The sequence below is a fragment of the Ensifer sp. VA4 genome, from assembly GCF_055710065.1.
The window spans coordinates 92,219-118,558 of the sequence record NZ_JBVQPO010000011.1; the positions used below are offsets into that span (position 1 = coordinate 92,219).

General features: G+C 62.3%; 19 protein-coding genes and 1 pseudogene. 10 read left to right on the forward strand and 10 right to left on the reverse strand.

The window, feature by feature from the left end:
• Window positions 1-81 precede the first annotated feature (81 nt).
• Complete coding sequence (locus tag AC0C6X_RS20025; RefSeq protein WP_472954764.1) at window positions 82-1,299, forward strand: SfnB family sulfur acquisition oxidoreductase; 1,218 nt, start codon at window positions 82-84, stop codon at window positions 1,297-1,299.
• Between the two features lie 80 nt (window positions 1,300-1,379).
• A complete protein-coding gene (locus tag AC0C6X_RS20030; protein ID WP_173519710.1) occupies window positions 1,380-2,777 on the forward strand; it encodes an LLM class flavin-dependent oxidoreductase in 1,398 nt (465 codons plus the stop codon).
• 87 nt (window positions 2,778-2,864) lie between these two features.
• Here the strand turns inward: AC0C6X_RS20030 and AC0C6X_RS20035 are convergent, their stop codons facing one another.
• The 7 genes from AC0C6X_RS20035 to urtA all read right to left on the reverse strand — a co-directional run bounded on the left by AC0C6X_RS20035 (window position 2,865) and on the right by urtA (window position 10,767).
• On the reverse strand, window positions 2,865-4,097 hold the full coding sequence (locus tag AC0C6X_RS20035; RefSeq protein WP_472954767.1) for an acyl-CoA dehydrogenase family protein: 1,233 nt from the start codon (window positions 4,095-4,097) through the stop codon (window positions 2,865-2,867).
• Between the two features lie 111 nt (window positions 4,098-4,208).
• Window positions 4,209-4,667: an RrF2 family transcriptional regulator gene (locus AC0C6X_RS20040; protein WP_173519708.1), complete on the reverse strand. Its 459-nt coding sequence runs from the start codon at window positions 4,665-4,667 to the stop codon at window positions 4,209-4,211.
• A gap of 354 nt (window positions 4,668-5,021) precedes the next feature.
• The gene (urtE, locus tag AC0C6X_RS20045; RefSeq protein WP_173519707.1) at window positions 5,022-5,717 is read right to left on the reverse strand and encodes an urea ABC transporter ATP-binding subunit UrtE; all 696 of its coding nucleotides are present in this window, start codon (window positions 5,715-5,717) and stop codon (window positions 5,022-5,024) included.
• A gap of 35 nt (window positions 5,718-5,752) precedes the next feature.
• Complete coding sequence (gene urtD / locus AC0C6X_RS20050; protein ID WP_247959139.1) at window positions 5,753-6,517, reverse strand: urea ABC transporter ATP-binding protein UrtD; 765 nt, start codon at window positions 6,515-6,517, stop codon at window positions 5,753-5,755.
• 5 nt (window positions 6,518-6,522) lie between these two features.
• Window positions 6,523-7,683, reverse strand: a complete 1,161-nt coding sequence (gene urtC / locus AC0C6X_RS20055) for an urea ABC transporter permease subunit UrtC (protein WP_472954772.1) — start codon at window positions 7,681-7,683, stop codon at window positions 6,523-6,525.
• On the reverse strand, window positions 7,680-9,296 hold the full coding sequence (gene urtB / locus AC0C6X_RS20060) for an urea ABC transporter permease subunit UrtB (RefSeq protein ID WP_247959141.1): 1,617 nt from the start codon (window positions 9,294-9,296) through the stop codon (window positions 7,680-7,682). The genes urtC and urtB overlap by 4 nt, the downstream gene beginning before the upstream one ends.
• A gap of 178 nt (window positions 9,297-9,474) precedes the next feature.
• On the reverse strand, window positions 9,475-10,767 hold the full coding sequence (gene urtA, locus AC0C6X_RS20065) for an urea ABC transporter substrate-binding protein (RefSeq protein ID WP_173519703.1): 1,293 nt from the start codon (window positions 10,765-10,767) through the stop codon (window positions 9,475-9,477).
• Between the two features lie 379 nt (window positions 10,768-11,146).
• Here urtA and AC0C6X_RS20070 point away from each other — a divergent pair.
• Window positions 11,147-12,495: pseudogene (locus AC0C6X_RS20070) on the forward strand (adenylate/guanylate cyclase domain-containing protein).
• On the opposite strand, the gene AC0C6X_RS20075 reads toward AC0C6X_RS20070, so the two are convergent.
• From AC0C6X_RS20075 to AC0C6X_RS20085, 3 genes are all read right to left on the reverse strand, one after another.
• Entirely contained in the window at window positions 12,417-12,779 is a 363-nt protein-coding gene (locus AC0C6X_RS20075) for a hypothetical protein (protein WP_472954774.1), read from the reverse strand. The pseudogene AC0C6X_RS20070 and the gene AC0C6X_RS20075 sit on opposite strands and share 79 nt — an antisense overlap.
• Before the next feature lie 92 nt (window positions 12,780-12,871).
• Entirely contained in the window at window positions 12,872-14,806 is a 1,935-nt protein-coding gene (locus AC0C6X_RS20080) for a DUF5054 domain-containing protein (protein ID WP_472954776.1), read from the reverse strand.
• 11 nt (window positions 14,807-14,817) lie between these two features.
• Window positions 14,818-15,858: a LacI family DNA-binding transcriptional regulator gene (locus tag AC0C6X_RS20085; RefSeq protein WP_173519700.1), complete on the reverse strand. Its 1,041-nt coding sequence runs from the start codon at window positions 15,856-15,858 to the stop codon at window positions 14,818-14,820.
• Between the two features lie 230 nt (window positions 15,859-16,088).
• Here AC0C6X_RS20085 and AC0C6X_RS20090 point away from each other — a divergent pair, with 230 nt between their 5' ends.
• The 7 genes from AC0C6X_RS20090 to AC0C6X_RS20120 all read left to right on the forward strand — a co-directional run bounded on the left by AC0C6X_RS20090 (window position 16,089) and on the right by AC0C6X_RS20120 (window position 26,315).
• Window positions 16,089-17,450, forward strand: coding sequence for an extracellular solute-binding protein (locus tag AC0C6X_RS20090; RefSeq protein ID WP_472954779.1), 1,362 nt, complete (start codon window positions 16,089-16,091; stop codon window positions 17,448-17,450).
• Between the two features lie 111 nt (window positions 17,451-17,561).
• On the forward strand, window positions 17,562-18,470 hold the full coding sequence (locus tag AC0C6X_RS20095) for a carbohydrate ABC transporter permease (protein WP_173519698.1): 909 nt from the start codon (window positions 17,562-17,564) through the stop codon (window positions 18,468-18,470).
• Entirely contained in the window at window positions 18,470-19,306 is an 837-nt protein-coding gene (locus AC0C6X_RS20100) for a carbohydrate ABC transporter permease (RefSeq protein ID WP_472954782.1), read from the forward strand. The genes AC0C6X_RS20095 and AC0C6X_RS20100 overlap by 1 nt, the downstream gene beginning before the upstream one ends.
• Before the next feature lie 13 nt (window positions 19,307-19,319).
• The gene (locus AC0C6X_RS20105; protein ID WP_173519696.1) at window positions 19,320-20,423 is read left to right on the forward strand and encodes an ABC transporter ATP-binding protein; all 1,104 of its coding nucleotides are present in this window, start codon (window positions 19,320-19,322) and stop codon (window positions 20,421-20,423) included.
• Window positions 20,424-20,430: 7 nt separating this feature from the next.
• Window positions 20,431-21,834 (forward strand): CehA/McbA family metallohydrolase, encoded by a 1,404-nt coding sequence (locus AC0C6X_RS20110; protein ID WP_173519695.1) that lies wholly within the window; start codon window positions 20,431-20,433, stop codon window positions 21,832-21,834.
• A 181-nt stretch (window positions 21,835-22,015) separates the two neighbouring features.
• Window positions 22,016-25,399, forward strand: coding sequence for a hybrid sensor histidine kinase/response regulator (locus AC0C6X_RS20115; protein WP_173519694.1), 3,384 nt, complete (start codon window positions 22,016-22,018; stop codon window positions 25,397-25,399).
• The gene (locus AC0C6X_RS20120; protein WP_173519693.1) at window positions 25,386-26,315 is read left to right on the forward strand and encodes a response regulator; all 930 of its coding nucleotides are present in this window, start codon (window positions 25,386-25,388) and stop codon (window positions 26,313-26,315) included. Before AC0C6X_RS20115 ends, AC0C6X_RS20120 begins: the two co-directional genes overlap by 14 nt.
• Window positions 26,316-26,340 lie beyond the last annotated feature (25 nt).

A 26,340-nucleotide genomic window follows, 5' to 3' on the forward strand; every position in this document is an offset into this window, starting at 1 on the left:
AATTTCTATAGAATATACTATCTTACTCGGTCTTGCCAGATAATTCACTGATATGCACCTCAATCGATAGGGAGCAGTCACATGGGAACGATCTCGCGGCTTTCAGAGAAGACACGAGCCCCGGCGCACCGGATCGAGAGCGAGGAGGAAGCGCTGTCGATCGCCCGGGACTTGGCTGCGGAATTCGCCAAGAGCGCCAATGAGCGGGATACGGATCGCATCCTGCCCTTCGACGAACTCGATGCGCTGGCTCAATCCGGCCTGCTCGCGATCACCGTGCCGCCGGAATATGACGGCATCGACGTTTCCAATGCGGTTCTGGCGGAGATCACCGCCATCCTCTCGGAGGCAGATTCCTCGATCGGTCAGATCCCGCAGAACCATTTCTACATCCTGGAAGCGCTGCGCACCGACGGGACGGAGGAACAAAAGGCCTTCTTCTTCGGCCGGGCGCTGGCCGGCGACCGCTTCGGCAACGCCCTTTCCGAGCGCGGCACGAAAACCGTCGGCGACTATGCGACGCGGCTGACGCCCGATGGCCTCGGCTTCCGACTGAACGGCCGCAAGTATTATTCGAGCGGCGTGCTGTTTGCCGAATGGATCGTCGTCTTCGCACTCGATCCGAATGAAAAGCTGACCATGGCCTTCGTGCCGCGCGGTGCGGAAGGCTTACAGATCATCGACGACTGGGATGGCTTCGGACAGCGCACGACCGGCAGCGGCACGACCGTGCTGCAAGATGTCCATGTCACCGCCGATGCGGTGGTGCGCCACCACCGCGGCTTCGAGCGACCGACGACGATCGGCTCCGTCGGCCAGATCATCCACGCCGGCATCGACCTCGGCATCGCCCGGGCGGCCTTTGCCGAAACCCTCGAGTTCGTACGCAACCATGCGCGGCCCTGGATGGACAGCGGCGTCGAGCGCGCAGCGGATGATCCCCTCACGATCGCCCGCATCGGCCAGCTCGCCATCCGCCTGGCGGCGGCGACAGCCACCGTCGAACGGGCGGGCAAGAAGGTCGATGTCGCGCAGATCAACGGCACCGAGGAAAGCGTCGTCGAGGCAACGCTTGCCGTTGCCGCGGCGAAGGTTCTGACCACCGAGATCGCTTTGGAAGCGAGCAATACGCTCTTCGAACTGTCGGGAACCGCCTCGACGAGGATCGGGCTCAACCTCGACCGGCATTGGCGCAACGCCCGCACCCACACGCTGCACGACCCGGTGCGCTGGAAGCATCACGTCGTCGGCAACTATCACCTGAACGGCGTCAAGCCGCCGAAGAACGGCGCGCTTTGATCCCATCGATAGCGCACAGGCGGCCCGAGGCGTGATCGGCACTTCGGGCAATGCCCAAACCTTGCCCGAAGGAGAGCTCCATGAGTCGCGAAATCCGGCTGAATGCCTTTGACATGAACTGCGTCGGCCATCAGTCGCCAGGGTTGTGGACCCACCCGCGAGACCAGTCCTGGCGCTACAAGGATCTCGACTATTGGGTCCATCTGGCGAAGACGCTCGAGCGCGGCAAATTCGACGGGCTGTTCATCGCCGACGTGCTCGGCGTTTATGATGTGCTGAACGGCAATGCCGAGGCGGCGCTTCGGCATTCCGCCCAGATCCCGGTCAACGACCCCTTACAGCTGGTGCCGACGATGGCCTATGAGACGGAACATCTGGGCTTCGGCCTGACGGCGTCGCTCTCCTTCGAACACCCTTACACCTTCGCCCGCCGCATCTCGACGCTCGACCATCTGACCAAAGGGCGCATCGGCTGGAACATCGTCACCTCCTACCTGAACAGCGGCGCACTCAACATTGGCCAGGCGCAGCAGACGCGCCATGACGACCGGTATGATCTAGCCGAGGAATATCTCGAGGTCTGCTACAAGCTCTGGGAGGGGAGTTGGGAAGACGGAGCGGTGGCGCGCGACCGCGCGACCGGCATCTTCACCCATCCCGAAAAGGTGCATCCGATCAACCATCGCGGGCGTCATTTCACGGTTCCGGGCATCCATTTGAGCGAGCCATCGCCGCAGCGCACGCCGGTGCTCTACCAGGCGGGCTCTTCGAGCAAAGGCAAAGACTTCGCCGGGGCACACGCCGAATGCATCTTCGTCGCGGCACCGTCGAAGGCGGTGCTGAAACGCTATGTCGCCAATGTTCGCGAGGCGGCAGAGCGCGCCGGCCGAAACCCGCGCGAAATCCTCGCCTTCAATCTGCAGACGGTGATCCTCGGCGAAACCGATGCCGAGGCGAAGAAGAAGTTCGACGAGTACCGCAAGCACGTTTCCTACGAAGGCGCTTTGGCGCTGATCTCCGGCTGGACGGGCATCGATTTCGGCCAGTTCGCTCAGAACGAACCCTTGCGCCATCGCTACACCAATGCGGTGCAATCCGCCGTCGAAACCTTCACGACTATCGATCCGGACCGGGTCTGGACCGTTCGCGAAATGGCCGACTGGGTGGGCATCGGCGGCTTCGGCCCCGTCTTCGTCGGCTCACCGGCGACGGTTGCCGACCTCATGCAGGAATGGGTCGAGGACACCGACGTCGACGGCTTCAACCTCGCCTATGCGGTGACGCCCGAAACTTTCGAGGATACGGTCGATCTGCTCGTGCCGGAACTGCAGAAGCGCGGCGTCTACAAGACCGATTATCGCCAGGGCACACTCAGGGAAAAGCTCTTCGGTGGCGGGCCAAGGCTGGTGGCGCCGCATCCGGGCGCCGGCTATCGGGATCTTGGGGCAACGAGAACAGCGATCGCAGCTTCGGCTTAAGGGCAAGGCTATCGTAGAGACGCCGCCGGGACTTGGTCCAGGCGGCGTTTTTCTTGCAGGCAAAGCTAATCGTGCCGGTGGGTAGGTTCAGCTATAGAGACTGACCGGCGGTATCCGCCCGTTCAGCGCGAAGTCGCCAACCTCGCGGGCCTTGTAGGCGACCGGGTCATGCAGCGTGTGGGTGCGGACATTGCGCCAGTAGCGATCGAAGTGATAGTACCCCGCCGTGGCCCGCGCGCCCATCAACTCGAAGACCTTCGTCGTCACGTCGAGCGAGACATGGGTCGAGTGAACCTTGGCCGCGTAGACCTCGATCGCGGCTTGGCCACGCGCCTCGGCCGTCACCGAGCGGCCCTGCGACAGCGCCGCTTCGACGAGGGCGGCCGCCGCATCGGCCAAGGCGATCGACGCCTTCAGATTTGCCTGCAATTCGCCAATCCGTTCGAGAATATAGGGATCATCGCTGGCGCGTTCGACGCCAGATGTGATCCAGGGGCGCGTCGTGCTACGCACATAGTCGAGGGCCGCGGCAAGCGCGCCTTCGGCCGTGCCAAGGTAGAAATTCACGAAGACGAGCTGGATCAGCGGCGTGTTGAATGTTGCCTGCACCGGGGGCGGATCGGAGGGATCGGCCAGCGGCAAGATGAAATCGCGCTCGTAGACGGGAAAATCGCGGAACTCGACACTGCCGCTGTCCGACAGGCGCTGGCCGATATTGTCCCAATCATCGTTGGCGACATAACCCGGCCGATCGGTCGGCACGACAAAGTTGGCGATCTTGCCGTCGATCGCAGCGTTGACGTTGATGCGGTCGGAGACATGGGCGCCGGTCGAAAAGGTCTTGCGGCCGTTCAGCACATAATGGCCACCACGCCGCTCCAATGTCAGGCTCGGATCGCGCGGGTTGACCGCGGCTCCCCAATAGAGCTGCCGCTCGACGGTCTCCGCCCCAAGCACCCAGGCCTGTTTGGGATCGGCAGCGGCCCAGTAGACATACTGGCTGTTGACGTAGTGATAGCCAAGCAATTGGCCGATCGAGCTTTCGCCACGCGCGATGATGCGCACCAGCCGAAGCCCGTCTACCCAGCTCAAGCCCGCACCGCCAACCTCCGGCGAATGCAGCGTGGTCAAAAGGCCGGCCTGGCGGAGTGCCTCGATCTCTTCACGCGGCGGTGCGCCGACGCGATCGAGCTCGGCGCCTCGGCGAGCGAAATCCTGCGATAGTGCCTCGGCGCGGACAAACAGCTTCCGCCGCTTTTCATCTTGTGCGTTGCTACTGCTGGCCGGTGTTTGTTCTCTGAGGAAATGTACGTTGCTCATCCGCCTCTCCTTGGCTGAGGCAGAATAATACAATTATTCTATAGACAATAACAGCAACGTGATTCCACACGGATGCGGCCACTGGAAATGTCCTACCGGCCGTTGACCGCTTCAGCCGGCCTCCGCATCGCGCAGCCCCACGATCTCAGAGGCATTGTCGTTGGCTGCAAACTGCTCCAGCGTCATGTTGTCGAGGATCGAGGCGATCGCGTCGCGGACATCGCTCATCGACTTGCGCACATGACAGTTCACCGGATCGGTGCAATCGTCGCAGGCTTCGAAGGCGGTGCGGCTGGCACAGCGGATCGGCGCGAGCGGCCCGTCCAGCGTGCGGATCACCTGGCCGATGCGAATGTCGGAGGCGGGTCGGGACAGCGAGTAGCCCCCGCCTGGACCCTTCTTCGAACGAAGGATGCCGGCATTGCGCAATTCGAGCAGGATCGCGTCCAAGAACTTCTTCGGAATATTGTTCCGCGTCGCGATCTCGGTGATGAAGGCGGTCTCTCCGGGCTCCAGTTGAGCCAGGTCGACAAGGGCCTTGAGCCCGTATTTTCCTTTTTTGGTCAACATGTGACTTCGCTTTCGTGAACAAGAAGGCCGCCACAAGTCCTTTCCTCGGGCATCCGCCGGAGGCAATGGGTTGTGACGGCCGCACTCTTTCGCTTAGGATGTGTTACACCCAAACCGCACCATTCTCAAGAAATTACGTAAGTTACTGCATAGATTTAGTGCGCTTTGTTGGCGCTTTCATGGCAAGGCGAGAATTTCACCGGGAAGACCGCTGGCGTGCAAGCTTATTCCGCAGGCAAGCAATCGCCAGAAGGCGAAATTTGCAGCCTCTATCGGAACGAAGAGGGAACGAGTAGCGCCGCACTTGAACCGCCAGCGCGTCGAGACCGCCGTCACCGATATCAACGAAAGCGATTACACCGTGAGATGACGCCGCGCTTCTGCCGTGTCCAGCGTCTCGGGCGGCCCCTCGTGAACCACGGCGCCGCGGTCCATGATATAAACGTGATCGGCAAGTTCCCGGCAAAAGTCGAGATATTGTTCGACCAGCAGGATTGCCATGCCGGTCGAGTCCCGGAGGTAGCGGATTGCCCGACCGATATCCTTGATGATCGAAGGCTGGATGCCCTCGGTCGGCTCGTCGAGCACCAGTATCTTCGGGCGCGTAACCAGCGCCCGGCCGATCGCCAGCTGTTGTTGCTGGCCACCGGAGAGATCCCCGCCGCGACGCCCGAGCATCGAGCGAAGAACCGGGAAGAGATTGAAGACGTCCTCCGGTATGGAGCGATCTGCGCGCTTCAACGGCGCGTAACCTGTTTCGAGGTTTTCCTTGACCGTCAGCAATGGAAATATCTCACGGCCCTGCGGCACGTAGCCGATGCCTTCCTTGGCGCGACGGTAAGGTGCCATGCCCGCGAGTGCCACGCCGTTGAAGCCGATCGCACCGGCGCTGACCGGATGCTGGCCGGTGACGGCGCGAAGCAGGCTCGACTTGCCGACACCGTTGCGCCCGAGCACGCAGGTGATCCTGCCCATCTCGGCGTTGATCGACACATTGCGCAGCGCCTGTGCGGCACCGTAGTGAAGATTGACGTTCTCGACGCTCAGCATGACGCGCCCTCCTCAAACAATTCCGGCATCGAAAGTCAGCGCCCGAGATAGTTCTCGATCACCTTCGGATCACTGCTGACGAAGTCGATCGAGCCTTCCGCCAACACCGTTCCTTCGGCAAGACAGGTAACCTTGACCCCCAATTCGCGGATAAAACCCATGTCGTGCTCAACAACGACGACGGATCGGGTCTTGGCGATCTCCTTGAGCAGAACGGCAGTCTCGGCCGTCTCCGCATCGGTCATGCCAGCGACCGGTTCGTCGACCAGCAGCAGTTCCGGCTCCTGAGCGAGCAGCATGCCGATCTCCAGCCATTGCTTCTGGCCGTGCGAAAGGTTGGCGGCGAGATCATCGCGGCGGGTCGCGAGCCGGATGGTCGTAAGGATTTCCTCGATGCGGATCTTGTCCTCGGCCGTCAGACGATAGAAGAGCGTTGGAAATACCCCCCGATTCCGGTTGAGAGCAAGTTCGAGATTGTCCCACACCGTATGGCTTTCGAAGACGGTCGGCTTCTGGAACTTACGGCCGATGCCGAGCGATGCAATCTCCGCCTCGTCCTTCTTCGTCAGGTCGATCTCGCCCTTGAAGAAGACCTGCCCCTCGTCAGGCCGGGTCTTGCCGGTGATGATGTCCATCATCGTCGTCTTGCCGGCACCGTTCGGACCGATGATCGCCCGAAGTTCGCCGGGCTCGATGACGAAGGAGAGCCCGTTCAGCGCCTTGAAGCCGTCGAAGGAGACGGAGACGCCGTCGAGATAGAGAATGCTCGTCGGCTTGCTCTGGCCGATGGTCTGGTTCATGTCGCTTACTCCGCCGCCATGGGTTCAATCGCCAGATTGTCCGGCGCTTCGTTCGCGCGCGCCTTTCGTTCAGCGCGACGGCGGGCGAAATAGGCGCCGGCCGTACCGACGACACCCTTCGGCAGGAACAGGGTAACGAGCACGAAGAGACCGCCGAGCGCAAAGAGCCAGAACTCCGGAAATGCCGCCGTAAAGATGCTCTTCCCCCCGTTGACGAGGATGGCGCCGACGATCGGGCCGACCAGCGTGCCGCGCCCGCCAACCGCCGTCCAGATCACCACCTCGATCGAATTGCCGGGCTCGAACTCGCCGGGGTTGATGATGCCGACCTGCGGCACGTAAAGCGCGCCGGCGATGCCGGCCATCATCGCCGAGACGGTGAAGGCGAAGAGTTTGATGTGTTCAACCCGATAGCCGAGGAAGCGTGTCCGGCTCTCGGCGTCGCGCACCGCCACGAGCACCTTGCCGTATTTCGAGCGCACGATCGCAGCGGTGAGAATAAGGCAGAGCGCCAGCATCAGCGCCGAGGCGGCAAAGAGCACGGCGCGCGTGCCATCCGCCTGGATGTTGAAGCCGAGAATGTCCTTGAAGTCGGTCAGCCCGTTGTTGCCGCCGAAGCCCATGTCGTTGCGGAAGAAGGCGAGCAACAGCGCATAGGTCATCGCCTGAGTGATGATCGAGAGATAGACGCCGTTGACGCGCGAGCGGAAGGCGAACCAGCCAAAGACAAAAGCAAGCACACCCGGCACCAGCACGACCATCAGCACGGCGAACCAGAACATGTCGAAGCCGTACCAGAACCAGGGCAGTTCCTTCCAGTTGAGGAACACCATGAAATCCGGCAGCAGCGGATTGCCATAGGAGCCGCGCGCACCGATCTGGCGCATGAGATACATACCCATGGCATAGCCGCCGAGCGCGAAGAAGGCAGCATGCCCCAGCGAAAGGATGCCGCAGAAGCCCCAGACGAGATCCAGCGCCAGTGCCAGCAGCGCATAGGTGAGATACTTGCCGAACAGCGACACCAGGTAGGTCGGCACGTGCAACGGATGGTTGGGCGCGGTCAAAAGGTTGAGCGCTGGAACGAGGAGCGCAAGGCCGAGGAGGATCGCCACGACAATGAGGATGCTGCGATCGAGCGATTTCATCAGAAACGAGGTGATCATGCTTCGACCGCCCTTCCCTTGAGCGCGAAGAGGCCGCGCGGTTTCTTCTGGATGAAGAGGATGATCAGAACCAGGACGAGGATCTTTCCAAGCACGGCGCCGGCATAGGGTTCCAGAAACTTGTTGAGGATGCCAAGCGAGAAGGCGCCGACGAGCGTGCCCCAGAGATTGCCGACACCGCCGAAGACGACGACCATGAAGCTGTCGATGATGTAGCCTTGGCCGAGATTGGGCGAGACATTGTCGATCTGCGAAAGCGCCACTCCCGCCATGCCGGCGATGCCGGAACCAAGCGCGAAGGTGAGTGCGTCGACGAAGGGCGTGCGGATGCCCATGGAGGACGCCATGCGCCGGTTCTGCGTGACGGCCCGCATGCGCAGGCCCATCGGCGTTTTCTTGAGCAGGAACAGAAGTGCCGCGAAAACCGTCAGCGCGAAGACGATGATCCACAGCCGGTTCCAGGTGATCGTCAGCCCGCCAAGATCGAAGGCACCAGCCATCCAGGATGGGTTGCCGACTTCGCGGTTCGTAGGCCCGAAGATCGAGCGCACCGCCTGCTGCAGGATCAGCGAAATTCCCCAGGTGGCAAGCAGCGTCTCGAGCGGGCGACCGTAGAGAAAGCGGATGACGCCGCGTTCGATCGCAAGGCCGACGGTGCCGGTCACCAGAAAGGCGAGCGGCAGCGCGATCGCCAGCGACCAGTCGAAAAGACCGGGATAAGAGTTGCGTATGACCTCCTGCACGAGGAAGGTCGTATAGGCGCCGAGCATGACCATCTCGCCATGGGCCATGTTGATGATGCCCATGACGCCGAAAGTGATGGCAAGCCCGATCGCCGCCAGCAACAGGACCGAGCCGAGCGACAGGCCGTACCAGACGTTCTGGCCGGCGTTCCAGAACGCCTGGGTCTGTTCGATGCGGGCAATTGCCGCTTCGATGTCGAGTTTGAGCGCAGCATCGGCATTTGCGAGTGCGGATGTCAGAACGGCAAGCCCGGTGCGTCCATTGCCCTTGGCGAGGAGTGTTATCGCCTGACGCTTTTCCTCGTCGCTTCGCTCTGACAGAAGAAGCGTGACGGCGCGTGCCTCGTCGAGAACCTTGCGAACAGTTGCATCCTTTTCGGTCGCAATCGCGGCCTCGATCGCGTCGAGCGCATCGGCGTTCGGCGTCTGCAGCATGGATTGCGCCGCCTTCAGCCGCGCGCTCGTGTCATCGCTGAAAAGGGTCAAGCCGCCAAGCGCGCTGCGCACGGCGCGACGCACGGCATTGTTGACTTTGACCTTCTGCATGGCCGCCTTCGGCGCTTGCCCAGCTTCCATTCCCGTCACTGGATCAATCAGCAGCAGGTCCGCGCCTTGCACTTTGACGAGGAAGACCTTGCCGTCGGACTTGCGCTGGTAGAGTTCTCCCTCGCCCAGCGCCTCGAGCACGGGAATGACCTTGGCGTCGCCTGTCTTGGCGAGCGACGAGATTCGCTCGTCCATATCCGAGAGTTTCGCGACGCCGAGCTGGTCGACCAGCGCGCCAAGGTCGTCCGCCGCACGGGAGCCTACCACATGGGTCGAAATCAACAGGCAGAGCGCAACAAACAGGATCTGCAGAATTCGGTACATTGCCCTCTCGCTCGGGTCTTGCGCGTCGCGTGGGCGACGGGCGCTTCGGTCGAGGTTTTTGCGTTAAGATCCCTCCGCCCGGCCGCATCACCGGACGAAGGGATGCTCGCCCCCGGATTTCGTCATGCAAGGATTGGCCGGGCGGACTGCCCGCCCGGTCTATGACTACGTGATGAAATCAGGAGCCTTTGCCGCCGCATTTGCCGGTGGCGACGTTGAAGTTGCCGCAGGACATCGGCGCGCGCCAATCGGAGATCAGGTCCTTCGAGTCGGGCAGATAGTCGGACCATTCGTCGCCGACGACGAGGCCGGGCGTTTCCCATACGGTCTCGAACTGGCCATCGCCCTGGATCTCGCCGATCAGCACCGGCTTGGTGATGTGGTGGTTCGGCATCATCGTCGAATAGCCGCCGGAAAGGTTCGGCACCGAGATGCCGATCATCGCGTCGAGCACGGCATCCGTATCGGTCGTGCCGGCCTTCTCCACGGCCTTCAGCCACATGTTGAAGCCGATATAGTGCGCCTCCATCGGGTCGTTGGTCACGCGCTTGTCGTTCTTGGTATAGGCCTTCCAGGTCTTGATGAACTCAGCATTGGTCGGCGTATCGACCGACTGGAAATAGTTCCAGGCCGCGAGATGCCCGACGAGCGGGCCTGTATCGAGGCCGGCGAGTTCCTCTTCGCCGACCGAGAAGGCGACGACCGGAATGTCTTCGGCCTTGACGCCCTGGTTCGCCAGTTCCTTGTAGAAGGGCACGTTGGCGTCGCCGTTGATGGTCGAGACGACTGCCGTCTTCTTGCCGGCCGAACCGAACTTCTTGATGTCGGAAACGATCGTCTGCCAGTCGGAATGGCCGAAAGGCGTGTAGTTGATCATGATGTCTTCAGGCTTCACGCCCTTGGAAATCAGATAGGCCTCGAGGATCTTATTGGTCGTGCGCGGATAGACGTAGTCGGTACCGGCGAGCACCCAGCGCTCGACGCTTTCGTTTTCCATCAGATAGTCGACGGCCGGGATTGCCTGCTGATTCGGCGCGGCCCCGGTGTAGAAGACGTTTCGCTGGCTTTCCTCGCCTTCGTACTGGACGGGATAGAAGAGGATCGAGTTGAGCTCCTCGAAGACCGGCAGAACCGACTTGCGCGACACCGAGGTCCAGCAACCGAAGACGGCCGAAACCTTGTCGACCGAGATCAGCTCGCGCGCCTTTTCGGCAAAGAGCGGCCAGTCGGACGCCGGGTCGACGACGACGGCTTCGAGCTTCTTGCCGAGCAGGCCGCCCTTCTTGTTCTGCTCGTCGATCAGCATCAGCATGGCATCTTTCAGCGTCGTCTCGGAGATCGCCATGGTGCCGGAGAGCGAATGCAGGATGCCGACCTTGATCGTGTCATCGGCGGCAAAGGCGCCGTTGAATGCCGTCGTCGACAGGACGGCTGCGAGGAATGCGCCGGTGACGCTTGCCCTGATAGTCATCTGATGGAACCCCTCTCGTTCTGGAGCAGCGCGGCTTTCGAGTTTTTTGCCGTTGCTTGAGGGATCATCGGACAGTCACGCTGCACTGCACATACGTCATTCTACGTAGATGCCGGGGGCAAAGAGGAAGTGCCTGGCGATACGCGCCGCAGACGAGGCCACCCGTTCATTTCCTTCGATCCCGCCAACGCTTGACCTTGCCATCGTTGGAAACGCTAAACCAGACCGACCCACCCTCAGTGGACCTTTTGGCCTCGCCACACATTCGACGCGAATCGAACGGTAGCAAGGCTGATAGTTGGCAACTTTTGGTGACAGCTTTTAGCCGGTGGTCGTCCGCGGGCACGGGCAAGATATTCAAACCTCAGGGCCGACAAACATGACGTCCTCACTACACCCCCAATGGGATTTTGCCCGCGAGATACGCTCGATCTTTCTTCGCTTGGTCGCCTTTGCGATCCTTTTGGCAAACCTGCTGCTCGGCGGCAACGAGGGTGCCGAACGAATGCATTCGATCGTGGTCGTCAGCTATCTGGTCATCAGCGTCGCTTCGGTGGCAATGGCGCGCTATCTGCCCGGGCGCTCGTGGCTGAAGACGGCGTTCGTCGTCCTTGACGCCCTGTTGGTCGCGCTGTTCCTTTACGCACACATCCTCGCCGGGCCGGTCAACGAAAACCACAATCTGACGACGACGAGCCTGGTCGTGGCGTTCATCCTGCTCGTCCATGTCGGCCTCAAGCTGGAAAGACGGCTCGTCCTCATTTTCTGCGGCATCGTGCTCACGTCCTGGGTGGCGATGCTGGCAATTACGGCCGCAAGACATCCTACCGCGGGGGTGTTCCCGCTGCTCGGCTCGTTCTTCAATCAGGATCTCGGCCTGACCGTCAGTTTCGGTTTCACCGCCTTCGCCATCTATCTTCTCGCGCCGGATCACGACCGGACGCGCAAGGAGGCCCTCAAGGCTGACCAGCGGCGCCTCAATCTCTCCCGCTTCTTCTCGCCGCTTGTGGTCTCGGAACTGCAGGAGCGTGGAGGCGCTCTTCGTCTGGAACGCCGGAATGCGGCATCATGTTCGTTGATCTGCGCGATTTCACTCGTTTCGCCGAGACCGCACCTGCTCCGGAACTCGCCTTTGTGCTGGCTGAGTATCGCCAGCTCGTCTCGCAGACGATTTTCGAGCATGGCGGCACCGTCGACAAATTCATTGGTGACGGCGTGATGGCGGTCTTCGGTCAGCCGAGGCCCATGGACGACGATGCAGATCGGGCAATGGCCTGCGCCCTCGATCTCGTCGACGCCCTGACCGACTGGAAAAATCACAACGCCCTCAACGGCCACCCCGCCCTCGATGCCGGCATCGGCCTGCATTACGGCAAGGTGGTCGGCGGCGTGCTGGACAGCGGTTGCCACAGCGAATTCACCGTCATTGGCGACGCGGTCAATGTCGCCCAGCGCCTGGAAAGCTTGACCAAATCGCTTGATGCACCGCTGGCGATATCGGCTGCGCTGATGACGCGCCTCATGGCTCCGGTCCCGCCAGCCAACTGGATGGCGCAGAAGGACGTCACGCTTCCCGGACGCAGACTGCCTGTCGATGTCTGGTATCTGCCCCGCCACGCCGGCGGCCTGTCCGCCGCCGTAACCTCGCCTTACAAGACAGGCACCATACAAACAGCTCTCCAGAGATCGGCTTTCCAATCAACCGGCGCCGACGCCAGCACCGGATAGTCGACGCCCCGGACGGAGACTTTCGCCGGCTCGCTGCACTTCACCAGCGCACGGTGCTTTCCGGGATCATGGTACACGCTCCCATCGACAACCCGCCGGGAGGAGATCGAGATCAGCACATCGTAGTCGTACCCGGGCAGCAGTGCCGCGCGGTTGCCGGCAAGTGCAAGGCTAACGACCGTGTCGTCGCTGAAATGTTCCGCATGGAAGACCGCCAGCTCTCCCGCGATCGCGCTTGTGATGGATAGCCCTCCGATGACGAGGGCGATGACAGGGCGACGCATTCCGACCTCCCATGGTTCGGCCGCCAGGGCATCCTATCATCGATGGCGTAGCCCCGCACTCGGAATGCGCGCAATCGCGGGCCTTGCGCCAATTACCCGTCGACGAAACTGAGCTTGAAGCGTGTGGTGAAATCGCCGCCCCACCACATCGGGAAGTTGGTGCCCCACTTGTTGTTGTGGATGTTGAAGCGGACGCCGGCGGAATAGTCGGGCAGGTCCTTGCAAAAGGCCATGAACGGCCATGCCTGAGGCGCGACCAACGGCGTGTCGAGGTTCTCGACCATCAACTCCACGCCCGATTCCGGCCGCCCCCGCACGGCCGTGACCGCCTGCAATTGGGCGCCACCGGCGCGGGCAAAATTGTCGGTGTCGTGCCAGAGGCCCATTTTGCGCACGGTCCAGGCAGAGCGCCCCTCGGGCGTGAAAGACAGGAAGCTCGCCTCCGGCATACGGTTGGCATTCTTGCCGTAAAGTGTCAGCCGGACGTCGAGGCCGGTTGAGGTCGCGGAAAACTCCAGCGCAATATCAGCCGGGGCACCGCATTGCTCTACCGCCTCGGCCGGCATCGCCGCGACGATCGATGTGGCCGTCGTGCCTCGAAGCTCCGGTCGATAGGCTTGCGAGCGGGCCTCGGTGACGTGAGCAAGTCCGGGCTTGTCATGATCGAGCACAGCCCAGTCCATCCAATGAGTCAGATAGCTATCCATGTGCCGGCGGACATCGCCGGCATCATAGCTTTCATAGCGGTAGGCCATCAGCGATCCATTGGCGCCGCGGACCTTTCGGCCGTCGGGTGCAGTCAGCGCGGCGACGTCGCCCGTCCCCGGATCGAGATCGATGCTCCATCCGCCGACCTCAAGCCGCGTTGCGGCACCGGTGGGCACGGGTCGCGGCGCAACCGTGAGATCGGCAAGGGCTGCCTCGGCGCGGGCCGCATCCTCGACCTCCAGTTCCGCCACCGCCTGGTCGAGATAGGCGCGCTGCTCCCGCCACGAAGCCTCCGTGTATTGAAAGCGCGGATCGGCCCCTCGTGCCGCCTCGAAGGCAGGGCGCGCCCAGGCCTTTTCGTCGCGCAGGAAGGATTTGATATCGACGCCGCAGGTGTGTTCGACGACCAGCGTCAGCTTGCGCCCGAAAGCCTGACGGCTCGCCGTCATCTGCTCTTCCGTGAAGCGACCATAGAGCCGCTGCAACGCGAGATAGCGGGCTATCTTTTCCGGGTCCGTGCCGCTGCCATGGATCCAGCTATCGCCGAGTTCCTTCTCCACGACCGGAAAACGCGCGCGCGCGTCCCACATCAGCGCACCATAATCCTCAAGCGTCGCGGCACGCACGGTGGCGCCGGGCTCGTGCTTCAGAATATCGCGGTACGCCTCGGCCGTCTGCGACACGCTCTGCGGGCCGATATTGTCGCTCGTGTGGGCAAAGCTCAGACCGTCGGAAAGGCCTTGCGGGAAATAGGTCTCGCCATAGGAGCGCTGGTACATGACGACGATTTCCTCGCCGCCCGGCGCCCGCCAGCGGAAGACATCGGGAATTTCCGGCGGCGGCGAAGCCGAGTTCACGCCGATATGCAGGAAGCGTACGCCCGCTTCCGCAAGCAGCGGCACCATGCCGAGTGTATGGCCGGGCACGTCGGTCATCTTGGCGGCGGTCGTCGTCAAACCGAAGCGGCGGTCGAGCTCCTGGGCATAGGAGAGCCCGGCGTGGAAAAGCTCCGGCGACATCAGCTCCGTATGGGTCGTGAAGGGCAGCGCATGCCAGCGGATCAGACCGCGCTCGATCGCCTGTTCCAACCGCGCGACCTCTTCCTTCGAACGCGAATGCAGGTGGTCCCAGATCAGCCAGGCACCGGTCGTCCATATGAATTGCGGTTCGTGCGGATTCTCGTTGTAGAAATGCGCCCCGGTTTCGATCGCCTGCGGAATGAAGCGCTCGTGGTACTGCTGACGGATCTTTTCGGCGTGATCGGTGAAGCCGATGTCGAGATGAGTCTTGAAGACGACGTGAATGCGCTTTTCGATCATGTTCATTACCTTCAGCCGACGGTGCCCCGCACGATCAGGCGGGTGTTGAGTGTCTCGGTGAGCGGCTCGGCATCGGGTGCCCGAAGTCGCATGAGGATCAGGCGAACGAGCGCGCGCACCCGCTCTTCGAGGTCGATGCGCACGGTGGTGAGGTTGTAGCTCTTCCAGTGCGACTGGGGGATGTCGTCGAAGCCGACGACCTTGACGTCATCGGGCACGGAAAGGCCAAGTTCGTGGCGGAGCGCATCGATGGCACCGAAGGCGCCGACGTCGTTGGCCGCGAAGATCGCGTCGGCCCCCTCACCGATCCGAAAGAGATCGAGCGTCGCCTGATAGGCGGTGTCGTAGGTATAGTCGCCGGGAAGCACGATCGGCGCATCCATGCCGCGCTCGGCAAGCGTCTCCTTCAGCGTGCGCTCGCGCTCGGCATTGGCGAGCGATTGCGCCTTGCCGCCGAGATAGGCGATGCGGCGCGCGCCATAGCCCTGAAGCAGGGCCACGGCCTGCTCGATGCCGTTCTTCTGCCGGACAAGCAGCCGATCGTAGAGGGTGCCGGATGCCGCCCCCGCAAACTGCGCGACGTCGTCGTAGATCACATAGATCGGCACGGCGCGATCGAGAAAACCGCACAGCACGTCCGGCAGGATGTTCTCGGTGAAGGCGATTACCGAATCGGGATTGAAGCCGCGCATATAGGTAAGCAAGCGCGGGTCCATGCTGAAATCGGCCTTCACCTTGAAGAGAAGGGTCGCGAAACCTTCCGCCTGCAATGCCGTCGTCAGCGCGTCGATCTCCTGGCTTTCCCAAGGGCTGCAGACGTCGGGCACGATCATGCCGACAAGGTGCGAGCGGCCGGTGACGAGCGAACGCGCCGCCATGTCGGGCGTGTAGTTTAGTTCGCGCGCCACCTTGAGGATACGGTCGCGCTTCTCCGGCTTCAGCGAGGCGTTCGGGTTGAAGGCCCGGGATACGGCAACGCGGGAAACATTGGCTTCGCGCGCCACCTGGTCTGCGGTGGCTCGGGCGGCTTTCTTGTCGGCGCGATCGTTCATCTATCCGTCACAAAATGAAAACGTGTTCACCAACAAAAGAGAACAACCTATCGATTTCGTCAAGCAGAATAGCAATTCTAGTCGTAATCGTAGAAAGAATAGATCGTCTATGTTGACAAAAATGAAAGCGTGTTCATTCTTGATCGTCGTCGGGACAGCGGACCTGGAGGAGGGCCGGACTGTCACAGCCAGACACTTTGGTCCGGAGTGGACCGCCGGGAGGAGAAAACATGCGTACCAGGTTTCATTCCCTGTTGCTCAGCGCGGCCGCAGCCATAGCCTTTGCGGCGCCGGCGAGCGCCACCGAACTCAACATCACCTGCCGATGCGTCGTCGGCGGCGTCAACAGCGGCATGGCAGAGTGGATCGAACAGAAGGTCATTCCAGCCTTCACCGAGAAGATGAAGGCCGAAGGCAAGGACGTCACCGTCAAGCTGACGCAGTTTGGCGGCGAAGACGAGCAGCTGACGCAGCAGCTCGCACTCGACTTCTCCACCGGCGCCGGCCCCGACGTCTCGGGCTTCGACGGCTTCCTCATCCCGAGCTTCGTTCAGGGCAACCTTCTCAAATCACTCGAGGAAGTGGCCGGTCCCGACGTTGCGAAATGGGACGGCTGGCAGCACATTTCCGACGGCACCAAAGCTCTGATGAGCTACCAGGGCAAGCCCTACGGCATCGCGCTTGGCACCGACGCGCGCATGATCTTCGTGCGCAAGGACCTCTTCAAGTCCGCCGGGCTCGACGCCGACAAGTGGCAGCCGAAATCCTGGGAGGATCTGCTCGAAGCCGCCCGCAAGATCAAGGCGGCGGCACCCGAAAGCTTCCCGCTGCAGCTCAATGCGGGAGTCTCGATGGGTGAGGCAACGACGATGCAGGGCTATTGGATGGCACTGCTCGGCACCGGCGAGCAGGTCACCGACGACAGCGGCAAATACATCGTTTCTAGCCAGGGCATTCTCGACACGCTAAAGCTCTACAAGACTATCTATGTCGATGAGAAGCTCGGCGACCAACGCGCGCAGTTGCTTGCTGACGGCCGCAACCGCACCTTCGCCAATTTCCGTGACGGCAAGACCGCAATGCTGGTCGAAGGCGACTGGTTCTACCGCTCCGTCACGGCACCCGGAGCCGAGTTTGCGGTGGCCGATCGCGACAATGTCATGACCTGGAAGAGGATGCCGGCAACAGCACCCGGCAAGGGGCTTCGCGGCCAGGACTTCGTCACCGTCTCGGGCGGCACCGGCTTCGTCATCAACCCGCATACCGATGCGCCTCAGGAATCCTGGGCATTGCTTTCCTTCATGAACAGTAAGGAGCAGCTCACGGCCTTCCAGGAGATCCAGCCGGCGATCCGCATCCGCGATGACGTAGCGATCCCGAATTCGCCGTTCCTGACGGAAACGGCGACGACACTGCTGCCGATCACCACGGCCCGGCCAAACGATGCCAACTACAACAAGATCTCGACCGAGATCCAGCGTATGACGGAAAGCGTCGTTTCCGGCGAGCTTTCGCCCGAGGATGCGATGGCCCAGTACAAGGCGGCGGTCATTGCCATCGTCGGCGAAGAAAACACCGTCAGCACGCTCTGAAAGCCGCGCGGGGTGAAAGCGGAAACTCATTCGGCTTCCTCATCCCGCCCCCATCCAGCGACCAGCGCGCCCGGCCCTCCAGCGGTCGGGTGACCGATCCGGAAAAAGGGCATGAAGAAATTCTCACTGCTTTCGACGCGCGCCGGCGCACTCTTCCTTGCGCCTGCGACGGCTCTCGTCGGGGTCTTCGTCATCATTCCTTTCTTCTGGGTGATCTTCGTCTCCTTCACCAATCGCACGCTGCTCGGCCGCACGGCGGTCGACCCTGATTTCGTCGGGCTGCAGAATTATTTCGCCCTCTTCAACCCCGCGACCTTCTTCACCCGCGGCCAGTTCGGCTTTTCACTGATCCTGACGATCCAGTTCGTGCTGCTTTCGGCGCTGATCGGCCAGGCGCTTCTCGGTCTGCTGCTCGCCTGGCTTAGCCAGTCAGTCACGCCGACGCTCAAATCCTTTCTGCAGACGGCCGTCATCGCCGCCTGGATCCTGCCGGAAGTGGTGATCGGCTTCGCCTGGTTCGCCTTTCTCGACTACGACAACGGCACCCTCAACATGATCCTGCGCGGCCTCGGCCTGCCGCCCGGCGACTGGCTGCTGCAGCAGCCCTTCTGGGTGATCGTGTTTTTCAACACCTGGCGGGGAGCGGCCTTCTCGATGATGCTGTTCAACTCGGCCTTCCAGTCGATCCCGCCGAGCTACTTTCAAGCTGCCGACGTTGCCGGCGCCACCTCCTGGCAGAAGCTGCGCGACATCGCGCTGCCGCTGATCCGCGGTCATGTCGTGACGGACCTGATCCTCATCACCATGTGGACCTTCAACGTCTTCACGCCGTTCCTGCTCACCCATGGCGGGCCGTCCTATCGCACCGAGATCCTCTCGATCTACACCTATCGCATCGCTTTCAAGGATTTCGAATTCGGCAAAGGCGCTGCCGTCGGCGTCGTCATCATGCTGATCAACCTGGCATTCGCGCTCGTCTATCTTCGCATAGCCCATAAGAAGCCGGTGGAGGCGGAATGATGCAGAAGAGGACGCAGAACAACATCTTCGTAAGGCGTACGGTCTTTGCGGCTGCCGCCACCTTCCTCGGCACGGTCTTCGCACTGCCGCTCGTCTGGTTCATCTTCGCCCCCTTCAATGCCCGAGCCGAACTCGGGCTTGCCATCCCTTCGCCCTTCACGCTGTCGAATTTCGCGACCGTCTTTGAGAACACCTTCGCCATGCAGGCGCTCTTGAACAGTCTCATACAGGCGGCAGGCGGCGTGGTGCTGGTCGGCGCGGCGGCGACGCTCGCGGCCTATGCGCTCTCGCGCTCGCCGATCCCGGGCAAAGGCGCCGTCACCTATATCCTGCTGCTCTTTTCGTCCGTGGTTTCAGGTTCGGCGGCAATGGTGCCGATTTTCCTGATCATCTCGGCGGCCGGGCTGATCGACACCCATCTCGCCGTCATCCTCGTCTTCGCCGGCGGGCTGTTACCGACGGCGATGTTCATCCTTCGCGACTTCATCGACGCCATCCCGCGCTCGTATGAGGAAAGCGCGATGGTCGCGGGTGCCTCGCCGCTGCAGGCTTTCTTCGATGTCGCGCTGCCGGTCATCCGGCCCGGCATCGTCGTGGTCGTCGTCTGGGCCTTCGTCAACATCTGGGGCAGCTTCCTCATCCCCTTCATCCTGCTGCGCAGCGACAAACTGATGCCGGCTTCCGTTGCCATCTATTCCTTCTATTCGGAAGCCGGCACGCCGATCGTCACGCTGCTTGCCGCCTATTCGCTGATCTATTCGCTGCCGGTCATCGCCCTCTATCTCTTCGTGAACTGGAAATTCGGTTTCCGGTTCTTCGGTGGCATCAAGTCGTAATCGGAAATCCGCCATGGCCTCTGTCGAATTCCAGAACGTCTCCAAGAGCTTCGGCGCTTTCGTCGCCGTTCCCGACATCAGCTTCCAGATCGCCGATGGCGAGTTCATCTGCCTACTCGGCCCTTCCGGCTGCGGCAAGACGACGAGCCTTCGCATGATCGCCGGCCTCGAAACGCCGACGTCGGGCCGGGTGATGATCGGCGGCCGCGACGTCACCTATCTGCATCCGAAGGACCGCGGCATTTCCATGGTCTTCCAGGATTATGCGCTCTATCCGCACATGAACATCGCCGACAACATCGCCTATCCCTTGAAGGTGCGCGGCGAGCAGGAAACCAAGCGCCACGCCCGGGCCAAGGAGGTGGCCGACGTGCTGAAGATCGGCGATCTCCTGAAACGCCTGCCGAGCCAGATTTCCGGCGGCCAGCAGCAGCGCACCTCGCTCGCCCGCGCGCTCGTCTATCCGAGCGAGGTCTACCTTTTCGACGAGCCGCTCTCGAACCTCGACGCCAAACTGCGCCTAGAAGCGCGCGGTTTCTTGAACCATCTGCAGCGCGACATGGGCATGACGGCGGTCTATGTCACCCACGACCAGGCCGAGGCCATGGCGCTCGCCACCCGCATCGCGGTCATGGACAAGGGCCGGATCGTGCAGTTTGCGCCGCCGATCGAGATCTATCGCCGGCCGGCGACCACCTTCGTCGCCAATTTCGTCGGCAACCCGCCGATGAACCTCGTTGCCGTCGAAGCATCCATCGGCGAAGGCGCGCTGCATCTCAGCGCTGACGGTCTTCAGGTCGCGCCGATCGAACTTAACGACGCCATCGCCAAAGCGGCAAAGGCCGGAAAGATGACGCTCGGCGTCCGACCAGAGCATTTGCGCGTCGCCGGTCCCACCGACCACAACATTCTTTCTGGCGAACTCTTCGCCAATGAGAACATGGGGCCGGAAAGCCTCGTCACCCTCGAGCGCGGCGACAATGGCCGCGTCACCGCGCGCATCTTTACCGACGACGAGATCAAAGTCGGTACCTCGGTGCACCTCGCCTTCGATGCCAGGCACGTCACCCTCTTCGACGACAGCGGCGCGCGCATTCCCGCGGCCGGCGAGCGCTGAGGCGGCCATGCAGGAATTCGCCGTGCGGATCACCCGCAAGCACCAGGCCGCCGATCCCTATTTCTATGTGCCCTTCGATGTGCCGGACGGCGTGACACGGATCGACGTGACGCTCAGCTATCCCAAGTCTGAGGGGTGCATCGTCGATCTCGGCGTGCTTGACCCGCGTGCCACGGACTATCCGACGGAGCGGGGCTTTCGCGGCTGGAGCGGCGGCGCACGCGACCGCTTCTTCGTCGCCATCGACGACGCCACACCCGGCTATATCCATGGCGCGATACCACCCGGACGATGGATGGTCATGCTGGGTCTCTACAAGATCCCTGACGACGGCGTCGAGGCATTGGTGACCGTAGACTATGACAGCAGCCCGCGCGCGATCGCACCGCAGCCGGCGCGACAGTTCCCGATACGCAAGGGACCCGGCTGGTATCGCGGCGACCTGCACTGCCACACCTTCCATTCGGATGCGGCAGGCTCGCCGGAACTGCTGCACGCGGCCGCGCGCCAGGCAGGGCTCGACTTCCTCGCGGTTGCCGACCACAACACGATCACCCAGCGACGCTATTTTCATCCGCACTCTTCTCCAGACCTCGTCTTCGTAAGTGCCATGGAAGTCACCACCGCCATCGGCCACGCCAATGTCTTTGGTGTCGACGACTGGATCGATTTCCGCATGACGAGACCCGAGCACGCCCATACGCTCGCGCGCCTGGTGCATGAGCGCGGCGGACTGCTTTCGATCAACCACGACAAGCCGACGATCCCCTGGGACTACGAGGTGCCGAAGATCGATTGCATGGAGGTCTGGCAATCCCACTGGCTTGCCTGGAACTGGGTGTCCTTGGAGCGCTACCAGCAGCGCCTCGCCTCAGGCCTGAAGATCTCCGCCATCGGCGGCAGCGACTTTCACCAGCCCGCCCGTTTGATGCCGGAAGGCCCCCTGGTCCTCGCCCGTCCGACGACAGTGCTTCATCTCGAGGAACTATCCGAAGAGGCCGTGCTCGGCGCCATGAAATCCGGCCGCGGCTATGTCACGGAGAGCCCAACGGGACCGCATCTGGAACTCACTGCCAATGGTGAGCCGATGGGATCGACCGTCGCCGGCCCCGTGGCAGCGGATGCGCAGGTTCGAGGCGCCAAAGGCGACAAGCTGATGTGGCTCGATGCCTCGGGCGTCATCGGTGACCAGGTGATCGAAGCCGACGACTGGACCGGCCAGTACGTCGGCGCGCCCGATCGCTTCCTGCGCACCGAGATCGTTGCAGCTGCAAGCCGCGGCGGGATCGTCGAGACATTCCGGGAGGCCCTTCGCGGCAAGGCCCTCCCCTGGCAGCTTTGCGAGGACGATCTCGTGAACCGTACGATCCGCCGCGCCATCAGCAACCCGATCTATTGCCGGCCCAGCTAACGGCACACTGCACTCAAGAACTTCCGGGCAGCCATCCGGTTCGGCACTTCGACAGCCAAAACCGGAGGGTCCGGTTTTTCCGTGCGGACCGTCACATTTCTCTGTTGCAGCAATTTTAAGCAGAAAACATCCGTGCTAAGAAAAAGTGCAGAAACTCCCTCGACGGCACGTTAGGAACCCCATGGCGGCACGCCAGCGCATCATTCCCATAAGGCGGGAGTACAATCGTTGGGTCGCCAACCAGACGCTTGAAGACTATGCGTTGCGCTTTACCGCCAAGAGCGCGCGGCGCTTTTCCTCCGAGCGCATCTCGCAGACCGCCATCGGCGCCATCTCCTTCCTGGCACTGGAAGCTATCGGCGGCGCCATCACCATGTCCTATGGCACCACCAATGCGATTGTCGCGATCCTGGTCGCAAGCCTAATGATCCTGACCGTGGGACTGCCGATCAGCCGCTACGCCATCCGTCACGGGGTCGACATCGATCTGCTCACCCGCGGCGCCAGCTTCGGCTATATCGGCTCGACGCTGACCTCGCTGATCTATGCGAGCTTCACCTTCATCCTCTTCGCGATCGAGGCCTCGATCATGTCGGGGGCGCTCGAACTGGCGCTCGGCATCCCCTTGTGGGTCGGTTACATCGTCAGCGCTGCCGTCGTCATCCCGCTCGTCACTCACGGTGTGCGGCTGATCAGCAAGTTCCAGCTTTTGACCCAGCCCTTCTGGATCGTGCTCAACATCCTGCCCTTCGTCTTCATCGCATTCGCCGATTGGGAGAAGGTCGGCTCTTGGCTTGCCTATTCCGGCATTCATCACGCTTCGGGCCCTCCCGGCACGTTTGCGCCGTTCGGTCTCGTCGAATTCGGTGCAGCGTCGGCCGTGATCTTCGCGCTAATGGCGCAGATCGGCGAGCAGGTCGACTTCCTGCGTTTCCTGCCGCCGGACGGGCAGCGCAAGCTGCATCATCGCATCGCCGTCTTCCTCGCCGGTTCCGGCTGGGTGATCGTCGGCGCGCCGAAGCTGCTTGCCGGGTCCTTCCTCGTCGTGCTGGCGCTTTCGAGCGGCGTGCCCTCGACCAGAGCCGCCGATCCGGCGCAGATGTACTACACCGCCTTCGGCTACATGATCCCGTCCGAAGCGGCTGCGCTGCTCTTGATGGTCGCCTTCGTCGTCGTGTCGCAGCTGAAAATCAACGTCATGAATGCCTATGCCGGCTCGCTTGCCTGGTCGAACTTCTTTTCGCGCCTGACCCACAGTCACCCGGGCCGCGTCGTCTGGCTGGTCTTCAATGTCGCCATCGCGCTTCTCCTGATGGAGCTCGGCATCTACCGGCTGCTTGAAGAAACGCTCGGCGTCTTCTCGATCATCGCCATGGCCTGGCTTTGCACGATTTCGGCCGATCTCTTCGTCAACAAGCCGCTCGGCCTTTCACCGCCGGGCATCGAGTTCAAGCGCGCCCATCTGTACGACATCAATCCGGTGGGGCTTGGCGCCATGGCGATCTCGGCGACGGTAGCTTTGACGGCGCATTTCGGCGCCTTCGGAGAGATCGCCGCTTCGCTGGCGCCTTATATCGCGCTCGTCGTCGCCTTCATCGCCTCTCCGCTAATTGCCTGGCTGACAGATGGCAAATTCTACCTCGCCCGCAAACCGCGCCGAAGCTGGGCAAACCAGAACGAAATCGCCTGCTCGATCTGCGAGCATCCGTTCGAGCCGGAGGACATGGCCTGGTGCCCGGCCTATGCTGCGCCGATCTGTTCGCTTTGCTGTTCGCTCGACAGCCGTTGCCATGACATGTGCAAGCCGAAGGCGCGCTTCAACGCCCAGGTCGCAGCCGTCGCCAACACCCTGCTTCCGCGCACCGTCACGGAAAAGCTCGCGACGCGCCTCGGCCGCTACGCGATCTCCGCGGTGCTCTCGATTGCCGGCATCGGCGTGATCCTGGCGATGATCGCGCACCAGACCGCCGGCGCGTCGCCAGAGACTGCCGCCGTCGTCGAACGCACCATCGCCGTCGTCTTCTTCGTCTTTGCCGTGCTCGCCGGCATTGTCTCCTGGTTCTATGTGCTCGCCCATGACAGCCGCGTCGTCGCGGAAGAAGAATCCTCGCGCCAGAACACCCTCCTTCTGAAAGAAATCGCCGCCCACAAGAAGACGGACGCGGCGCTGCAGCAGGCGAAGGAAACGGCGGAGGCGGCCAATCGTGCCAAGAGCCGCTACGTCGTCGGCCTCAGCCACGAACTCAGGACGCCGCTCAACGCCGTGCTTGGCTATGCCCAGGTGCTGGAGCGCGACGAGACCATTCCGCCGGCCCGACAGGGCGCGATCAAGGTGATCAAGCGCAGCGCCGATCATCTCTCCGGCCTGATCGACGGGCTACTGGATATCTCCAAGATCGAGGCCGGCAAGCTGCAGGTCTATTCCAACGAGATCAACATTCACGACTTCCTCGACCAGATAGTCGAGATGTTCCGACCGCAGGCGCAGGCCAAGGGCATCACCTTCGAGCACGAGCGCACCGCGAGCCTGCCGCGCTACGTGAAGACCGACGAGAAGCGTCTGCGCCAAATCCTCGTCAACCTTCTCTCCAACGCGCTGAAGTTCACCGAGCGCGGCGGCATCCGCCTGGAGGTCGCCTATCGAAGCCAGGTTGCGACCTTCATGATTGCCGATAGCGGCCGCGGCATTGCCGAGAAGGACCTGCCGCGCATTTTCGACCCCTTCCAGCGCGGCGAGGCCGAGCATCAAGGCAGCATGCCGGGCCTCGGCCTGGGGCTGACGATCACCAGGCTTCTGACGCAGACGCTCGGCGGCGAAATCGCCGTGACCAGTAAGCTCGGCGAAGGCACCAGCTTCCGCGTCCGGCTGATGCTTTCGGCGGTCGACCGCCCGGCGCTGGCAGCGCCCGTCCGGCGCATCACCTCCTATCTCGGCCCGCGGCGCACGATCGTCGTCGTCGACGATAATGCCGATCATCGCGCCCTGATGCGTGAAATCCTCCTGCCCATGGATTTCACGGTCTTCGCCGTTCCATCCGGGGGCGACTGCCTCTCTCTCCTTGAAGACGTCAGCCCGGACCTCTTCCTGATCGACATTTCGATGCCGGGCATGAACGGCTGGGAACTCGCCGGGCGGCTGCGCGAAACTGGACAAACGGCGCCGATCATCATGCTGTCGGCCAACATCGGAGACGGCTCGACCACCGGATCTTTCACCGGCCACGACGACACGCTCGCCAAGCCCTTCGTCGTCGGGCAACTCGTCGACAAGCTTGCGGTCCATCTTGGCCTGACCTGGATCCACGAAGGCGAAGAAAAGCTGCATACCGCCCCAGTTGCCCGGCCGATGACGCGCCCGCACCTCCACCACGTCCAGGAACTGATCCGCCTCGGCGAGATCGGCTACATCAGAGGCATCGAGGCCAAACTGACGGAGATTGCGATGGAGCCCGAACATCAATCCTTCGTCGAAGAAGCCCGTTCCTACGTGCAGGCCTTCGATCTCTCCGGCTACGACGCCTTCCTCAAGAACAGCACCCAAGAAGGAGGCGATGCTCGTGGCTGAGACCTACGACCGCCGGGACATCGTTCTGCTCGTCGACGATTCACCGGAAGCCCTCGGCTTCCTCACCGAGGCCCTGGAGCAATCGGGCTTTTCCGCGCTGATCGCCACGTCGGGCAACGCCGCGCTTTCGATCGCGGAGCGCATAACCCCCGACGTCATTCTGCTGGACGCCGTCATGCCCGGCATGGACGGCTTCGAGACCTGCCGACGCCTCAAGGCCAATGCCGCCGTCGGCCAGACACCGATACTGTTCATGACCGGATTGACGGAGACCGAGCATGTTGTTCGCGCCCTCGAGGCTGGCGGCGTCGACTATCTGACCAAGCCGATCAACATCGACGAACTCAGGGCGCGCATCCGCGTTCATCTGTCCAATGCGCGCTCGGCCCAGAGCGCGCGGGTCGCGCTCGATGCCGCCGGGCGCCACCTGCTGGCGGTTCGCGCCGATGGCAGTATCTGCTGGTCGACGCCCCAGGCGACCCGCCTCGTCAATGCCGCAACCGGCCGCGACGATGGATTGAGTACGGTCACGAAACGCATCGCGCACTGGATGGAAAACCGCGGTCGAGGAACGTCATCGCACGAGGATAGCTTCACGCTCGACCAGCCGGGCCAATCGGGTCTGCAGATATCCTATCTCGGCGGCATCGGTCCGAACGAATATCTCTTTCGCCTGACGGCCGAGAACCGACTGACGGACGATGAAATGCTCCGCCAACATTTCGCACTGACGCAACGGGAATCCGAGGTGTTGCTCTGGATCGCCAAGGGCAAGGCGAACCGCGACATCGGCGAGATCCTGGGCCTGAGCGCGCGTACGGTGACCAAGCATCTGGAACAGATCTATGTGAAGCTCGGAGTCGAGAACCGGGCGTCGGCCGCCGTCAAGGCCACACAGGTTCTGCACGGAATCTGAGACGAGGAACGGAACATCCGCCACG

Excerpts from the sequence above, each read along its gene's own strand:
- urtB (WP_247959141.1), bottom strand. The coding sequence starts at position 9,296 with ATGTACCGAATTCTGCAGATCCTGTTTGTTGCGCTCTGCCTGTTGATT.
- AC0C6X_RS20080 (WP_472954776.1), bottom strand. The coding sequence starts at position 14,806 with ATGATCGAAAAGCGCATTCACGTCGTCTTCAAGACTCATCTCGACATC.
- AC0C6X_RS20040 (WP_173519708.1), bottom strand. The coding sequence starts at position 4,667 with ATGTTGACCAAAAAAGGAAAATACGGGCTCAAGGCCCTTGTCGACCTG.
- AC0C6X_RS20095 (WP_173519698.1), top strand. The coding sequence starts at position 17,562 with ATGAAGAAATTCTCACTGCTTTCGACGCGCGCCGGCGCACTCTTCCTT.
- AC0C6X_RS20075 (WP_472954774.1), bottom strand. The coding sequence starts at position 12,779 with ATGCGTCGCCCTGTCATCGCCCTCGTCATCGGAGGGCTATCCATCACA.
- AC0C6X_RS20030 (WP_173519710.1), top strand. The coding sequence starts at position 1,380 with ATGAGTCGCGAAATCCGGCTGAATGCCTTTGACATGAACTGCGTCGGC.
- AC0C6X_RS20025 (WP_472954764.1), top strand. The coding sequence starts at position 82 with ATGGGAACGATCTCGCGGCTTTCAGAGAAGACACGAGCCCCGGCGCAC.
- AC0C6X_RS20110 (WP_173519695.1), top strand. The coding sequence starts at position 20,431 with ATGCAGGAATTCGCCGTGCGGATCACCCGCAAGCACCAGGCCGCCGAT.
- urtA (WP_173519703.1), bottom strand. The coding sequence starts at position 10,767 with ATGACTATCAGGGCAAGCGTCACCGGCGCATTCCTCGCAGCCGTCCTG.
- AC0C6X_RS20090 (WP_472954779.1), top strand. The coding sequence starts at position 16,089 with ATGCGTACCAGGTTTCATTCCCTGTTGCTCAGCGCGGCCGCAGCCATA.
- AC0C6X_RS20120 (WP_173519693.1), top strand. The coding sequence starts at position 25,386 with ATGCTCGTGGCTGAGACCTACGACCGCCGGGACATCGTTCTGCTCGTC.
- AC0C6X_RS20085 (WP_173519700.1), bottom strand. The coding sequence starts at position 15,858 with ATGAACGATCGCGCCGACAAGAAAGCCGCCCGAGCCACCGCAGACCAG.
- AC0C6X_RS20100 (WP_472954782.1), top strand. The coding sequence starts at position 18,470 with ATGCAGAAGAGGACGCAGAACAACATCTTCGTAAGGCGTACGGTCTTT.
- urtD (WP_247959139.1), bottom strand. The coding sequence starts at position 6,517 with ATGAACCAGACCATCGGCCAGAGCAAGCCGACGAGCATTCTCTATCTC.
- AC0C6X_RS20115 (WP_173519694.1), top strand. The coding sequence starts at position 22,016 with ATGGCGGCACGCCAGCGCATCATTCCCATAAGGCGGGAGTACAATCGT.
- AC0C6X_RS20035 (WP_472954767.1), bottom strand. The coding sequence starts at position 4,097 with ATGAGCAACGTACATTTCCTCAGAGAACAAACACCGGCCAGCAGTAGC.
- urtC (WP_472954772.1), bottom strand. The coding sequence starts at position 7,683 with ATGATCACCTCGTTTCTGATGAAATCGCTCGATCGCAGCATCCTCATT.
- urtE (WP_173519707.1), bottom strand. The coding sequence starts at position 5,717 with ATGCTGAGCGTCGAGAACGTCAATCTTCACTACGGTGCCGCACAGGCG.
- AC0C6X_RS20105 (WP_173519696.1), top strand. The coding sequence starts at position 19,320 with ATGGCCTCTGTCGAATTCCAGAACGTCTCCAAGAGCTTCGGCGCTTTC.